Source organism: Neomesorhizobium albiziae (assembly GCF_900114255.1).
Lineage (GTDB): Bacteria > Pseudomonadota > Alphaproteobacteria > Rhizobiales > Rhizobiaceae > Neomesorhizobium > Neomesorhizobium albiziae.
Genome location: NZ_FOSL01000023.1, coordinates 39,104 through 53,437 on the forward strand (window position 1 = coordinate 39,104; position 14,334 = coordinate 53,437).

General features: G+C 62.1%; 12 protein-coding genes and 1 tRNA gene. 4 read left to right on the forward strand and 9 right to left on the reverse strand.

The window, feature by feature from the left end; genetic code table 11:
• Positions 1-9 precede the first annotated feature (9 nt).
• From recJ to F3H98_RS24865, 5 genes are all read right to left on the reverse strand, one after another.
• The gene (gene recJ / locus F3H98_RS24845) at positions 10-1,791 is read right to left on the reverse strand and encodes a single-stranded-DNA-specific exonuclease RecJ (RefSeq protein WP_149763026.1); all 1,782 of its coding nucleotides are present in this window, start codon (positions 1,789-1,791) and stop codon (positions 10-12) included.
• A 67-nt stretch (positions 1,792-1,858) separates the two neighbouring features.
• Positions 1,859-2,836, reverse strand: a complete 978-nt coding sequence (gene glpX, locus F3H98_RS24850) for a class II fructose-bisphosphatase (RefSeq protein WP_149763069.1) — start codon at positions 2,834-2,836, stop codon at positions 1,859-1,861.
• A 147-nt stretch (positions 2,837-2,983) separates the two neighbouring features.
• Complete coding sequence (locus F3H98_RS24855) at positions 2,984-4,297, reverse strand: homoserine dehydrogenase (RefSeq protein ID WP_149763027.1); 1,314 nt, start codon at positions 4,295-4,297, stop codon at positions 2,984-2,986.
• A 40-nt stretch (positions 4,298-4,337) separates the two neighbouring features.
• Complete coding sequence (locus tag F3H98_RS24860) at positions 4,338-5,555, reverse strand: LL-diaminopimelate aminotransferase (protein WP_149763028.1); 1,218 nt, start codon at positions 5,553-5,555, stop codon at positions 4,338-4,340.
• A gap of 93 nt (positions 5,556-5,648) precedes the next feature.
• Positions 5,649-6,005 (reverse strand): hypothetical protein, encoded by a 357-nt coding sequence (locus F3H98_RS24865; RefSeq protein ID WP_149763029.1) that lies wholly within the window; start codon positions 6,003-6,005, stop codon positions 5,649-5,651.
• Between the two features lie 108 nt (positions 6,006-6,113).
• On the opposite strand from F3H98_RS24865, the gene F3H98_RS24870 reads away from it, so the two are divergent.
• From F3H98_RS24870 to F3H98_RS24885, 4 genes are all read left to right on the forward strand, one after another.
• A complete protein-coding gene (locus tag F3H98_RS24870; protein ID WP_149763030.1) occupies positions 6,114-7,967 on the forward strand; it encodes a PHA/PHB synthase family protein in 1,854 nt (617 codons plus the stop codon).
• A gap of 222 nt (positions 7,968-8,189) precedes the next feature.
• On the forward strand, positions 8,190-9,473 hold the full coding sequence (locus tag F3H98_RS24875) for a YcbK family protein (protein WP_244621883.1): 1,284 nt from the start codon (positions 8,190-8,192) through the stop codon (positions 9,471-9,473).
• 200 nt (positions 9,474-9,673) lie between these two features.
• Positions 9,674-9,748: transfer RNA gene (locus tag F3H98_RS24880), tRNA-Glu, on the forward strand.
• A gap of 148 nt (positions 9,749-9,896) precedes the next feature.
• Positions 9,897-10,184, forward strand: a complete 288-nt coding sequence (locus tag F3H98_RS24885; protein WP_149763031.1) for a hypothetical protein — start codon at positions 9,897-9,899, stop codon at positions 10,182-10,184.
• A 546-nt stretch (positions 10,185-10,730) separates the two neighbouring features.
• Here the strand turns inward: F3H98_RS24885 and F3H98_RS24890 are convergent.
• From F3H98_RS24890 to F3H98_RS24905, 4 genes are all read right to left on the reverse strand, one after another.
• Positions 10,731-11,054: a BRA0787 family protein gene (locus F3H98_RS24890; protein WP_149763032.1), complete on the reverse strand. Its 324-nt coding sequence runs from the start codon at positions 11,052-11,054 to the stop codon at positions 10,731-10,733.
• Positions 11,055-11,316: 262 nt separating this feature from the next.
• Complete coding sequence (locus F3H98_RS24895) at positions 11,317-12,495, reverse strand: NAD(P)/FAD-dependent oxidoreductase (RefSeq protein ID WP_149763033.1); 1,179 nt, start codon at positions 12,493-12,495, stop codon at positions 11,317-11,319.
• Complete coding sequence (locus tag F3H98_RS24900; protein ID WP_149763034.1) at positions 12,492-13,205, reverse strand: methyltransferase domain-containing protein; 714 nt, start codon at positions 13,203-13,205, stop codon at positions 12,492-12,494. The genes F3H98_RS24895 and F3H98_RS24900 overlap by 4 nt, the downstream gene beginning before the upstream one ends.
• A 6-nt stretch (positions 13,206-13,211) precedes the next feature.
• Entirely contained in the window at positions 13,212-14,288 is a 1,077-nt protein-coding gene (locus tag F3H98_RS24905; protein WP_149763035.1) for a type III polyketide synthase, read from the reverse strand.
• Positions 14,289-14,334: the final 46 nt, after the last annotated feature.

The following is a 14,334-nucleotide window of genomic DNA, read 5'->3' on the forward strand; positions in this document are numbered from 1 at the left end:
GCGGACGCTTCAGGCGGCAGCCGCGTCGACGATGCGGAATTGTACGCTGCGCGCGCCGTTCCAGTAATTGCCGGACAGCGCACCGGCGACGTGGATGGCGCTACCCCGCCTCTTGAACAGAAAGTCGCCAAGAGGCGTTTCGGCTGCGCGGAACGCGATGGCCTGGATGCGTCCGCCTGCATCGCTTCGCAAATCGACGCGGACGTGGCCAGCGCCGACCGGACGTGCGTCGATCAGATGATGGCGCGGCAGCACCAGAACCGGCGGCGGATATCCCTGGCCGAACGGACCGACCTTCTCCAGCGCATCCAGCATATCCTGCGTGGCGCCCTCCGCAGCAAGCGCGGCGTCGATCTTCAGGCTCTCTTCGTTGCGCAAGCGAAAGACGTCAGCGGCGGCGCGTTCTTCGAAAAAGGCCCGCAAAGCGCCGAGATTTTCACGCGCTACAGTGATGCCGGCGGCCATCGCATGACCGCCGCCCTTGACGATCAGGCCCTTTTCCGCAGCTTCGCGCACGAGCCGGCCGAGATCGAACCCTGAAACCGAGCGGCCTGAACCGGTGCCCGTTCCGTTAGGGTTGAAGGCGACGGCGAATGCTGGGCGCCGGGCGTGATCCTTGAGCCGCGAGGCCAGTAGGCCGACAATGCCCGGATGCCAGGTTTCGCTGGCGGTCACCACAACCGCCGGACCGGGTCCGCCCAGCATTTCGGCGTCCGCTTCGGCACGCGCCTCGGCCAACATCTCCTGCTCCATCAGCTGGCGCTCCTGATTCAGCCGGTCGAGCGTCTCGGCGATCTTGTCGGCTTCGACTGGATCATCGGTGGCGAGCATGCGGCTGCCCAGGCCGGCGTCGCCGATGCGACCGCCAGCATTGATGCGCGGACCGATCAGAAAGGCCAGGTGGAAGGTGTTGATGGGCTCGCCAATGCGCGATACGCGGGCGAGTGCCGCCAGCCCCGGATTGTGCTGCTGGCGCAGCATCTGCAGGCCCTTGATTACGAAGGCGCGGTTGACGCCCGTCAGCGGCACGACATCGCAAACAGTCGCCAACGCGACCAGATCGAGCAAGGTGAGGAGATCGAACGGCGTGCCGAAATTCCGCTCGCGCAGCAGTTTCGCCACGCGCACCAAGGTCAGGAAAACAACGCCGGCAGCACACAGATGGCCCTGCCCCGACAGATCGTCCTCGCGGTTGGGATTGACGACCGGCACGCCTTCCGGCAACGCGCCGCCGACCTGATGATGGTCCAGAACAACCACGTCGGCGCCGGCGTCACGCGCAGCCGCGATGGAGGAGGCACTGTTAGTGCCGCAATCGACGGTGACGATCAGTTGCACGCCGCGCGAGACAAGTTCGCGCATGGCTTCGGGATTGGGACCGTAACCCTCGAAAATACGATCCGGGATGTAGATTTCGGAGATAAGTCCGAAATGCGCAAGGAAACGCTTCAAAAGTGCCGAGGAAGCTGCGCCATCGACATCGTAGTCGCCGAAGATCGCTACTTTCTGCCGCTGCACGATCGCATCGGCAATGCGCGCAGCGGCGGCATCCATATCGGTCAACGACGCGGGATTCGGCAACAGATCGCGAATGGTCGGATCGAGGAAGCGCTCGGTTTCTTCCGAATTGACGCCGCGGCCGGCGAGCACGCGGGCGACAAGATCGGAGACGCCGTGGCCCTGGGCGATCGCGAGTGCCGCGATCTCCTGCCGTTCGGTCAACCTGTGTTCCCACGAAAGACCGGTTGCCGACTGCCTTACGTCTAGGAAGAAGCGCCTGTCTGCGCTCATGCGCCAATCCCGCCCGAATCTACCGAACGATGTTTAGTCACATTAGCGTGGCGTAGAATAGACCGGATCAGAATTTTTCCAGATCCTGGTGGCGTGCCTTGATCTCACGCACAGTTTTCGACGAGGAACGCATGACGATGGTGTGGGTCTGGATCGAATCGCGGCCGAATTTCACCCCGGCGAGAAGATTGCCATCCGTCACACCCGTCGCGGCAAACAGCACATCGCCCTTGGCCATCTCCTCGATGCGATAGACTTTCGCGGGATCGGAAATGCCCATCTTGGCGGCGCGCACGACCTTTTCCTCAGTGTTGAGCTGGAGGCGGCCCTGCATCTGCCCGCCAATGCAGCGCAACGCGGCAGCTGCGAGCACGCCTTCCGGCGCACCGCCAATGCCGAGATAGATGTCGATGCCGGTTTCGTCGGGATTGGTCGCGTGGATGACGCCAGCGACATCGCCGTCGCCGATCAGTCGGATCGCCGCGCCTGTGCCGCGCACTTCTTCTATCAGGCGGGCATGGCGCGGCCGGTCGAGAATGCAGGCTGTGACCTCGGAGACCGGCACGCCCTTGGCCCTGGCCAGGCTCTCGATGTTTTCGATCGCCGGCGCGTCGATATCGACCACGCCCGCCGGATAGCCTGGACCGACGGCGATCTTTTCCATGTAGACGTCAGGCGCGTAAAGCAGGCTGCCCTTTTCGGCAATGGCAATCACCGCCAGCGAATTGGGCAGGTTCTTGGCGCAGATCGTCGTGCCCTCGAGCGGGTCGAGCGCGATATCGACCTTGGGGCCGTCGCCCGTGCCGACTTCCTCGCCGATGTAGAGCATCGGCGCTTCGTCGCGCTCGCCTTCGCCAATCACCACGGTGCCCCGGATCGGCAGCCGGTTGAGTTCCGAACGCATGGCATCGACCGCGACCTGATCGGCCGCCATTTCGTCACCCCGGCCGCGCAACCTCGCCGCAGCGACAGCAGCGCGTTCGGTGACGCGCACGAGTTCGAGGGTGAGAATCCGGTCGAGACCGGCCATCGCGTTTTTCGCCATCATCACTTTCCTGCAAAGACCAACATGCTGCGCGCGGCAACCCGCGGCGCGCCCCTTTTGTCAAAGCGATATGACAACAGCAAGACCCGCGAAGGCGTTTCCGGCCTCGCGGGAAAATATCAATCGATTGAAGTGCTTCGGCGCTTTTTATCCAGCGCGCTCGATACGGATCACCTGCGCCTTGTCGGTCAGATGGCCATCCTTGGTAATGCCCTCGACAGCCTTGCGTACCGCCGCTTCGGTGGTCTCGTGAGTGACCAGGATGACCGTCTTCTGCACTTCGGCTTCCGGGCCGGCCGCATGCTGGACGATGGATTCCAGCGAAATATCGTTGTCAGCCATGCGTTTGGCGACTGCAGCGAAGACGCCGACGCGGTCATGCACGGTGAGCCGGATGAAATAGCCGCCCTCGTGGCTGCGCATTTGAGCCTTCTTGTAGGGCCGCAATTCCTTGGCCGGGCGACCGAACACCGGACCGTGCTGGAAGCCGGGGCGGCTTTTGGCGATATCGGCGATGTCGCCGACGACGGCCGAAGCCGTTGCGTTGCCGCCCGCCCCGGGGCCGGACAGCAACAGCTCGCCCAGAATGTCGGTTTCGATAGCCACAGCGTTGGTAACCCCGTGCACCTGCGCGATCACCGAAGCTGTCGGCACCATGGTCGGATGCACGCGCTGTTCGATCCCGCTTTCGGTCTTCTGCGCGACACCAAGCAGCTTGATGCGGTAGCCCAATTCACCCGCAGCGCGGATATCGGCCTGCGAAATGTTGGAAATGCCTTCCATGTAGATATCGTCAGCGGCAATCTTCGTTCCGAAGGCAAGGCTGGTCAGAATCGAAAGCTTGTGCGCCGTATCGTTGCCTTCGATGTCGAAGGTTGGATCGGCTTCGGCGTAGCCCAGCCGCTGCGCATCTTTCAGGCATGCCTCGAAGGTCAGGCCTTCGGCTTCCATGCGGGTCAGGATGTAGTTGCAGGTACCGTTGAGGATACCGAACACCCGCGAAACACTGTTGCCCGCCATCGCCTCGCGCATCGTCTTGATGACCGGGATGCCGCCGGCGACTGCCGCCTCGTAGTTCAGAAGCACGCCCTTCTTCTCGGCGATCTCGGCGAGCGCCACACCGTGTTTCGCGAGCAGCGCCTTGTTGGCGGTGACGACATGGCGTCCGGCCTCGAGTGCAGCCTTGACGCATGCAAAAGCCGGTCCCTCATCGCCGCCAATCAACTCGACGAAGACATCGATGTCTGCCGATCTGGCGAGTCCAACCGGATCGTCGAACCAGGTGGCGCCGCCGAGATCGATGCCGCGGTCGCGCGAACGGTCGCGGGCCGCAACGCCTGTGACGACGAGCTCGCGGCCGCACTGGCGGGTAAGTTCGGCCGCTTTCTCGGTGATGACGCGGACCACGGACGCCCCGACCGTACCCAGTCCGGCTATTCCAACACGCAATGCTTCAGCCATTCGCGGCAACGCCCCTCAAAAACCGTCGGAAAACGAAATATCAGCGCCGCGCTGAGAGCGGAACCACGTTGTTCGGCTGCTTGGCGGACGACGACAGGAAACGCTTGATGTTGCGCGCCGCCTGCCTGATGCGGTGTTCGTTTTCGACAAAGGCCAGCCGCACGAAGTCGTCGCCATGCTCCCCGAAACCGACGCCAGGCGCCACCGCTACATCGGCATGCTCGATCAGCAACTTGGAGAACTCGAGTGATCCAAGTTGTTTGAAGGGCTCCGGAATCGGCGCCCACGCAAACATCGAAGCCGCGGGTGCGGGAATTTCCCAGCCCGCGCGACCGAACGAATCGACCATCACGTCGCGGCGCTTGTGATAGACCTCGCGCACTTCGGCAATGTCGGCTCCATCGCCGTTGAGGGCTGCCGCGGCCGCCACCTGGATGGGCGTGAAGGCGCCGTAGTCGAGATACGACTTGACCCTGGTCAAAGCGGCGATCAGGCGCTCGTTGCCAACCGCGAAACCCATGCGCCAGCCTGGCATGGAAAAGGTTTTCGACATTGAAGTGAACTCAACGGCCACATCGATGGCGCCGGGTACCTGCAACACCGACGGCGGCGGATTGCCGTCGAAATAGATCTCGGAGTAAGCGAGATCCGACAGGATGATGATGTCGTTCTTGCGGGCGAACGCGACGACGTCCTTGTAGAAGTCGAGCGACGCGACCAGAGCCGTCGGATTGGACGGATAGTTGAGTATCAGCGCCAGCGGCTTGGGAATCGAATGCCGGATGCCGCGTTCCAGCGCCGGGATGAAGCCGTCGTTGGGTTCGGCCTGCAGCGACCGGATGACGCCGCCCGACATGATGAAGCCGAAGGCGTGGATGGGATAGGTCGGATTCGGGCACAGGATCACGTCGCCGGGCGCGGTGATTGCCTGCGCCATATTGGCAAAACCTTCCTTCGAGCCAAGCGTGGCGACGACCTGGGTGTCGGGGTTCAACTTCACGCCGAACCGGCGGGCGTAATAATTGGCCTGGGCGCGCCGCAGGCCAGGAATGCCGCGCGATGACGAATAGCGATGGGTGCGCGGATCGCGGACCACTTCGCAAAGCTTGTCGACGATCGCTTTCGGCGTCGGCAGGTCGGGATTGCCCATACCCAGGTCGATGATGTCGGCGCCGTTGGAACGGGCGGTCGCCTTCAGCCGGTTGACCTGCTCAAAAACATAAGGCGGAAGCCTGCGGACCTTGTGAAACTCTTCCATTTTCGTTCCAGACGACACGAGGGGCTGTTCGGTGGCGCGATATACACGCAAATCAGGCTAGGGTCGATAGTGGCAGCCCGGGCGTCCCGGCTGCTAATTCTCGATTTCCGCCAGTGCATCGGCGGCATGGGTGGCAGCCAGCTTGCGCAACGCCGCCGGATCCGTCTGGCCGGCGGGAACGGCGGCGGTTGCCGCATTCTGCCGCTGAACGGCGGTGAGTGCGGCCATGTCGGCGGCTTTCTTGTCGTCCGTTATCTGGTCCGCGGCCTGCTTCGGCGGGATATTGAGGTTCGGGAAGGTTCCGGTGTTGACCGGCCCCCTGGCGCCTGCGGGAACCGCCTCATCGACAGTGGATGTGCAGCCGGCGGCCATCAGGCTCAGAGCCGCCGTGGCCACGACCGCTGCCAGCCGGGTGCCAAAAAAAACATGTCCGCCAATGCGATATGTCATAGTGTTGTCCAGGCAGGCTTTGTAAGGCGAAAGACGTTCGCAATTGGACCCCAATGAACGTCGCATGATAATATGTCAACAAAACGCCTGCGGGAGGCAAGCGGAACCATGTCGAAGGCAGCCGAATCGAACAGAAAAGACGCCGCTCCCGAAGGCAAGGGTGGTGAGCCTTCGTCATCGGTCGAACAATACCTGATCAAGGATCCGGAGCGTTTCGCGCTCAATCTTGCGCGCATGGTCGAGGAGGCCGGCAAGGCTGCGTCCGCCTGGGTGACGCCGCGCGAAAAGGGCGAAGTACGCGACAGCGTCGCCGAGCCGATGACCGACATGGTCAAGACCTTCTCGAAACTTTCGGAATACTGGTTGTCCGACCCGCAACGGGCGCTGGAGGCACAGACCAGGCTGTTTTCAGGCTACATGAACGTCTGGGCGAATGCGATCCGCAAGGTCGGCGGCGAGGATGATGCGGACGACGCCATCAAGCCGGATCGCGGCGACAAGCGATTCCAGGATCCCGAGTGGGGCAAGAATGCCTTCTTCGACTTCCTGAAGCAGGCATACCTCGTCACCTCGCGATGGGCGGGCGACCTCGTCGAACACGCCGAGGGACTGGACGAGCACACCAAGCACAAGGCCGGCTTTTATGTGAAGCAGATCTCCAACGCGATCTCGCCTTCCAACTTCATTCTGACCAACCCCGAACTTTTTCGCGAGACAGTCGCATCCAGCGGCGAGAACCTGGTGCGCGGCATGAAGATGCTGGCCGAGGATATCACCGCCGGCAAAGGCGACCTGAAGCTCAGGCAGGCCGACTATTCGCGCTTCGAGATCGGCCGCAACATCGCGGTAACGCCCGGAAAGGTGGTTGGCCGCTCCGATATCGCCGAGATCATCCAGTACGAGCCGACGACGCAAAAAGTGCTGAAGCGGCCGCTGCTGATCTGTCCGCCATGGATCAACAAGTTCTACATCCTTGATCTGAACCCGGAAAAATCCTTCATCCGCTGGGCTGTGGCGCAGGGCCATACGGTATTCGTCATCTCCTGGATCAACCCGGACGAGCGGCACGGCAGCAAGGGCTGGGAGGCCTATATCCGCGAAGGCCTGCAATATGGCCTCGATGCGGTCGAAACCGCCACCGGCGAAAAGGAAGTCAACGCCATCGGCTATTGCGTCGGCGGCACTTTGCTTGCCGCTGCACTGGCGTTGCTGGCACAGGAAGGCGACGACCGCGTGAAATCGGTGACGTTCTTCACCACGCAGGTCGATTTCACCTATGCCGGCGACCTTAAGGTGTTCGTCGACGAGGACCAGGTTGCGGCGGTCGAGCGCGCAATGGGAGAAAAAGGCTATCTCGACGGCACCAAGATGGCGACTGCCTTCAACATGCTGCGGTCTGGCGACCTGATTTGGCCCTATGTCGTCAACAACTACATGCGCGGCAAGGAGCCGATGCCGTTCGATCTGCTCTACTGGAATGCCGATTCGACCCGCATGGCGGCAGCGAACCACTCCTACTATCTGAGGAACTGCTATCTCGAGAACAACCTGTCGCAAGGCCATATGACACTTGCCGGCCGCTCCATTTCACTTTCGGACATCACGATTCCCGTCTACAATCTTGCCTCCCGCGAAGACCACATCGCGCCAGCGAAATCGGTCTTCCTCGGCTGCAAATATTTCAGTGGCGATGTCGAGTATGTGATGGCCGGTTCGGGCCATATCGCCGGTGTCGTCAATCCGCCATCGCTCGGCAAGTACCAGTACTGGACCGGCGGCAAGCCGGTGGGCGACTTCCAGCAATGGGTTGAAAAGGCCCGGGAAAACCCCGGTTCGTGGTGGCCGCACTGGCACGCCTGGATCGAGGCCAGGGACAACAAGCGTGTCGCGGCAAGAACACCCGGCGCGAAAAGCGGCACCCTCGGCGACGCTCCCGGCAGCTACGTAAAAGTCAGAGTGTAACAATCCGTAATGTGCGGTGAATTGACCTTCCGGTCAAAACCGGCGAAATGGTCTGCGGCATGTTGATGCCGTCCTGTTTCTCCGCCGCGTCAAAGAGTTTTGCGGAGAGCCCAGAGGATCGTTAGATCTGGTTCCGAGTACGCAGCGTAATCTTCTAGCTGAAATTAGAATTGTCGTCTTATCGATTGCGTGACGGCTCGGAAAGCCAAGGGGGAAAGCGGTTTGAAAGCAGTGCGACCGCGCAAGGCGAGCGGGGAAGGCCGTGCCGTATTGGCTGCGCTTCTTGCCGTTTTGCTGGCGTCTTGCACGACCGCCGATCAGAGCGGCACAGAACTGACCTCCTCCGGCTTCAACAGCATGGCCAGTTCGACCGCCAGCACCGATTCCGCCACAGGCATGGTGATGTCGGCCGACAGCGACACCGCACTTCCCGAGCAGGTGGCCTACCTTCCCGTATCGAAGCCCGGCGACGCCGAGTTTGCTGCGATTGCCACCGATGCCCAGGCGACCCCCGCAGCACCAACGGCAGAAACGGCCGCGGCCTCGCAACCGCCGACGGACAGGCAGCAAAGCGTAACCAAACGGCAAGCCCCACAGCCCGCGGCTGAAACAGCAGCCGCCGATGCGAGCCAGGCGCCGAAAGCCGAGCCGGAACCGGCCACAACGGCAGCCATTCCGGTTCCAACCGCAAAGGAAGCGGCGCCGGCAGACAAGAATCAGGTCATCGTGACCGCAACCGATCCCGCAGCGACGCCCCAATCGATCGAACCCAAGAAACGCGGCTTCCTGTCCGCTTTCTTCGGCGGTTCGGCAAAATCGGAAAAGCCGGCCGTAGCCCAGATCGCGGCGGCAGCGCCGGTAAGGCAGCAGAAGCCGAGCGAAATCACGCAGATCACCTCAACTGAGCAGGCAAAGCCGGAAAAGGCCAAGCCGCTTGTCCAGCTTGCGTCGGCTTCTGGTGAAGAAGCCAAGCCGCTCGTCGCGCGGGCCTCGTTGAGGGGCGCCGATCTCGATCCGCTACCGGGCGTTCGCCAGACGGCACTTTTCGAGATCAAGCGCAAATCGGGCATCGACGACGACAGCGACGTCGACCTGCATGAAGACGAAGGCGGCCCGGTCCAGCTCGCTTCGGCGGCCGGTCTCGCCCGGCTGGCGCCCAACGGCCTGCTGACGCAGACCGAACGCGTCGATGTCGCCTGCCTGAAACCATCGCTGGTGCGGGTGCTGAAAACGGTCGAGCGGCATTACGGTCGCAAGATCATGGTCACTTCCGGCTATCGCAGCCCGTCGCACAATCGCCGCGCCCGTGGCGCCAAGAATTCGCTGCATATGTATTGCGCGGCCGCCGACGTGCAGGTTCAGGGCGTCAGCAAATGGGAGTTGGCCAGCTTTGTCCGCTCCATGCCCGGACGCGGTGGCATCGGCACCTACTGCCACACGGAATCAGTGCATATCGACGTCGGCCCCGAGCGCGACTGGAACTGGCGCTGCCGTCGCCGCCAGTAGGCCCGTCCACTGCGACCTGACGCCTCAGCCCTCCGACCCCCGTTCGATCGGCGCCGGCAAAAACTCCTTTCTTACAATGGCTTCGCGCGGGACTCTCAAAAGCAACCTGCGTTCCAGATGCACGCAAAAAAGTTTGGCTCCACGGCCAAAGACGGGGTTGCCCACCGCGTGCAACCTTACTATAAACCGCCCATCTGAGCGCGCCCATCGTCTAGCGGTCAGGACACCGCCCTTTCACGGCGGTAACAGGGGTTCGATTCCCCTTGGGCGTACCAGACCTTTTCCCGCATATTAAAAGACAGTCGAACCTAGCAAATCGCCCGGGTCGCCCCCAGCGCAGCCGCCGTTTACGGCGGTCGGCTTGCCAACGATGCAATTCTTTGGTTTTCTGTGCGCGGGCACGGGCTTGTCAGGTAGGCGCACATGGCGACTGATTGGCTCCGCACGTTGAAAGAACGCAGCGAACTCGCGCTCAAGACGACGCGAGCGATGCCCGGCTACCTCGCTGACCCGAGTCACAGCCTCGATGAAATCGAGCATCTTCATGACGTCGTGACGAAGTGCTCGAAAGAAATGACACGGCTGAAAGGCCAACTACGACGCGCCAAGGTCGATGCGTCACTCCGCAAATCCGCGGACTCATTGAAAGTCGTCTGGGATGACATCGGACATGTCGTCTCCGACCGGCTCGAAGAGATGCGCCGCCATTGAAACGCCGACGCATGGGTTGTGGACAATCCTTCTGAGGCGCGCCTTCACCGACTTCCTCGGCGGCCAAGCAATTGTCTGATGAAACAACGCTGATCCAACGCATTCCCGGGCTATTCCTTGCGACTTTATGCTCTGTTGCAGCCTGGACAGGCGCCACGCAGGCGCAGAACCTTCTCTCCATCACCGCGCCGGTCTCCGGCCACACCGTTGACGGGAAGCTCTCCTTTTCTGGAACGGCCGCGGGCAACACCTTCACCCGGCAAGGAACCATTCAGGGGCGAACGAACACCGGCGTGGCATGCCGGGGCACGACCACCGCAAACCTCACCTTTTCAAGCGGAGAGGGAACCATTGTTTGCGGGAAACTTTCAGGCCGGTTCGCATTCTCGCTGACCAGCAGACAGCCCCCGAAAGGTACTGGGACCGGGGTTCTTTCTGACGGACGCAAGGTAGTGGTGAGAATAGGACGATAACGCTGGCAGCAATTTCCCGGACGAAAAGTCTGGGCCGAAAGCGCTATCGCTTCCGGCCCTTAGCAGGACAGTCTCAGCGTTTCAAACGCTCGACGCAGAGCGCACGCAGCACGAGGGCAGCTTCCGCGTAGGTCGTCTGGTTGGCGGTAATCTGGAGCAATGACGGGTCATTAATCGTCGCCTGCACCTCATCGAGCACACGGACGGGCAGAATGTCGGTGCAGGTGCGCATGCGTCCGAAGACGGCACTGATGGCGGTCGGCTTGCCGTCGCATTCGACGCGTGGTTCAGGCGCGCCATCCTGCCACGCTTCATAGGCATCCAGCGCATCTTCAAAGGCATAGTGGAGAAAAACCGGCGCGTGGCCTTCGTGGAGCGGGGGAAGCACGTGTCGCATCTTTGTTTCCTCTCGTTTTATATATTGACCGAAAGATTCCCGCCCTCTCTCGTTCGATACCGGCTTCAACGCTCGGCCATCCCAGCCGGGAAACACCCTATTTACGCTTCGGGAATGGTCGACCGGAACGCGTCGATGCCACATTATGGACAAGGTTGGCGACGGGAAGCAACCTCCACGCAAGGATTTCCGGTTGCTGCCCGATCACAAAACAGGACCGGCAGCCGGAACGCCCTCCAACGTGCTCCGGATGCGAAAAACTTCAGTCGAGCCCGGGAACAATTGTCGTCTTGCCGCTCAACCTTGCACCGAATGTCAAAATCCCCGGAAGCCTTTCCACCAGCGGCGCAATGGCCGTTACACTTCCCGGAAAGGCAAGGATTTTCGCAAAACCGGCCGCGGCTGCGATACGCAGACTAAACTGTTTTCGCCAGGCCGCCGAATATCGGCGGCCAGCCGCCTCGCACGCGGCCCTGTTGAGAAACCCGACATCCTCCAGTTCAGCAGCAAGTAGCCATCCTGACTGGATGGCCATTGAAATGCCCTCGGCGATGATCGGATGCGACTCGCCCGCAAGATTGCCGACCCGGAAAATGCCGTCGGCGTAGGCTGGCCGTATACCGGGACGGATCGGGCCGGCAGCGAGCCAGCCGCCATCCGGCGCTATGTTTCCCACAGTTTCAGCGACGCCCCTGCAACTGACCGCGATGTGGTGGAACGCCGCCTCGCCTGCGGAAAGATCGCGATGACGGGAGCGCGCGGCGGCAAGGACATCGCGCCTGATGCAGCAGGAGATCGACAGCCGGCCATGATCGGACCAGACCATGCCGCCGTAACCTCCGGGAAAAATGAAAAGCGGCATCAGGTCGGTCGCGAGCCGGGCATCCCTGAAATGTGCCTTGAAGCCGAACAGATCGTCAGGCCGTTGTGTCTTCGGCAATTGGCTGGGCAGCCTGCCCTGCTCCCAGGAGCCGTGCGCGGCGACGACCGCGTGCGCGCGCAGCAACCGCTGCTGCCCGCCGGAACTGATCCTGACGGCATTCAATGTCTCTTCACGGGCGATATCGATAGCCTGCCAGGGCTGAAACACCTCGACGCCCGCGTTTCGGGCGGCTGACAGGAGGAGCGTGTCCAAAAGATCGCGGCCGAGCGCACGTCCATACCTTCCGGAAGCCGCAGGCATCGTCGCTTCGATCTTTCTGCCGCCGGCGAAAAAGCCAACCCGACGCACCTCCGGTCCGGCTTCGGCGCGCCAGGCCTCGCCGACGCCGAACGTATCGAAGAGCGACAGATTGGTCGCCGACACGAATTCCCCGCAGACCTTGCGACGCGGGAACACACTCTTTTCCACGATCGCAACCGCCCGGCCCTGCCGGGCAAGCGCGAGCGCGGTCGAACTTCCAGCAGGGCCGGCGCCGATGACGATCACATCGAACATCATCCGCTGGCGCCTCCCCGGGCGACAAATACATGGGTGAACGGACCGACATTGTACTCTTCGACAACATCCGCACGCTCTCGAAGCCAGAGGGCGGAGAGCTCGGCACCAGCGAATCCGGCACGAACGCTTGCCGGCGCATCGTGCAACGTCACGTCATTGCCGCCGACCGCCCACAAGAGCTTTGACAGCGTCAACGCCGCGGCGCACCGGCGCGGTTCGGTCGCCACCAATACCGGCGCAAGCACGTGCAGCCCGGCAAACAGCTTTGCCAGTGTGGCGTCGTCGAAATGATGGAGGAAAAGGTTGGCGGTGATCAGATCGAACTGGCGGTGGCCGTGTCGCGCAATCCATTCGAACACGTCCGCGGTGGCCACCTCGGTCCGCCAGCCAAGTCGCGTAAATTCGGCAAGGCGCGCTCCGTTGATCAGATTGGCGCGGTCGAGCAATGTCAGTTCGACCGCCGGCCAGCGCCTTGCCAGTTTTCGCGCCAGGACCAGCATGAATGCGCCGTCACCGGCTCCGATTTCCAGAATGCGGCGCGGCGGTTGCATGACATGGCGATGGAGCAGCCTGGTCATGATTCCAGCCTGAAACATCAACATGTTGATGCGCCGCAGGTCGCGGCGCGACGCTACCGCCCGCGGATCGTCTCGCAAGAGCCCATCCAGAATTTCGGGCTCGACACGGCGAAAAGCGAGTTCGTCCGGCATCCCAAATCAGCCTGCGGTCCGGAACATCATGGTCTCTGCCGTGAGACCCGGTCCAAATGCCATGGCGCAGCCACGCTGGCCGGGTCTGCCCTGTTTCAGCATTCTTTCGATCACGAACATCACCGTCGCCGACGACATGTTGCCATAGTCGTGCAACACCCCGCGCGATGCGTCGAGAGCTCGTGGGTCAAGATCCAGCGCACGCTCGACCGCATCGAGAACGGAACGGCCGCCTGGATGCACCGCCCAGAGATCGACATCCCCGACCGCGACATCGGCAAAAATTTCGCCTGCCCGGGAGCCCAACGTTTCGTTTATCGCGCCTGGGACCTGCCCGGAAAGCACCATGTCGAATCCATTGTCGTGGATACTCCACGTCATCAATTGCCGGCCTTGCGGGGCGACAACGGCGCAAAAGGTATCGAGTTGCAGGCCATGCGCTTCGGCGGTGACCAGCGCTGCCGCGCAGCCATCGCCCCATAGGCAGAAGGACAGCAGCTTTTCCAGGTCGGCGGTTTCCTTGAGATGCAGCGTGCAGATTTCGACATCTACGATGAGAACGCGCGCTTCAGCGTCCGAACGGACGATATGGCGCGCAAGTTTCAGCGCGTTGATGGCCGCGTAGCAGCCCATGAAACCAATGATGGTGCGTTCGACCGCGTCGCGCAGCCCGCAGCGCGCGACCAGTTCGAGATCGATGCCGGGTGCTGAAAAGCCGGTGCAGGTGGTGACGATCAGATGGGTGATGCGGCTGCGATCCTCATCTTGGAGAAGCCGGTCGACTGCCTGCTTGGCCAGTTGCGGCGCCGCCGCCTCGTAAAGCTCCATGCGCTTGGCGGTGCCGGGAAAGGCGCCTCGGCGGAACAAGCCTGCGGCGTCGAGCGTCGCACCTTCAGGATCGCTGGCGGGTTCGAAACAGGAATAGCGGCGTGCGATGCCTGCACGGTCAGCCATTCTGACGAAGATGGACCGCTGGCGCGGCTCTCGCTCGAGCATCGAAGCGGCAAAACTCAGGAAAAAACGATGCACTTCATAGCGAGGCGCAGCGGTCGCGACACGATTAAGATAGGCATTTGGCGGCATCTGGCAGCTCCTCACTTGCCCCGATCGCTAAAAGCCGACGCCGATC

Excerpts from the sequence above, each read along its gene's own strand:
- recJ (WP_149763026.1), bottom strand. The coding sequence starts at position 1,791 with ATGAGCGCAGACAGGCGCTTCTTCCTAGACGTAAGGCAGTCGGCAACC.
- glpX (WP_149763069.1), bottom strand. The coding sequence starts at position 2,836 with ATGGCGAAAAACGCGATGGCCGGTCTCGACCGGATTCTCACCCTCGAA.
- F3H98_RS24855 (WP_149763027.1), bottom strand. The coding sequence starts at position 4,297 with ATGGCTGAAGCATTGCGTGTTGGAATAGCCGGACTGGGTACGGTCGGG.
- F3H98_RS24860 (WP_149763028.1), bottom strand. The coding sequence starts at position 5,555 with ATGGAAGAGTTTCACAAGGTCCGCAGGCTTCCGCCTTATGTTTTTGAG.
- F3H98_RS24865 (WP_149763029.1), bottom strand. The coding sequence starts at position 6,005 with ATGACATATCGCATTGGCGGACATGTTTTTTTTGGCACCCGGCTGGCA.
- F3H98_RS24870 (WP_149763030.1), top strand. The coding sequence starts at position 6,114 with ATGTCGAAGGCAGCCGAATCGAACAGAAAAGACGCCGCTCCCGAAGGC.
- F3H98_RS24885 (WP_149763031.1), top strand. The coding sequence starts at position 9,897 with ATGGCGACTGATTGGCTCCGCACGTTGAAAGAACGCAGCGAACTCGCG.
- F3H98_RS24890 (WP_149763032.1), bottom strand. The coding sequence starts at position 11,054 with ATGCGACACGTGCTTCCCCCGCTCCACGAAGGCCACGCGCCGGTTTTT.
- F3H98_RS24895 (WP_149763033.1), bottom strand. The coding sequence starts at position 12,495 with ATGATGTTCGATGTGATCGTCATCGGCGCCGGCCCTGCTGGAAGTTCG.
- F3H98_RS24900 (WP_149763034.1), bottom strand. The coding sequence starts at position 13,205 with ATGCCGGACGAACTCGCTTTTCGCCGTGTCGAGCCCGAAATTCTGGAT.
- F3H98_RS24905 (WP_149763035.1), bottom strand. The coding sequence starts at position 14,288 with ATGCCGCCAAATGCCTATCTTAATCGTGTCGCGACCGCTGCGCCTCGC.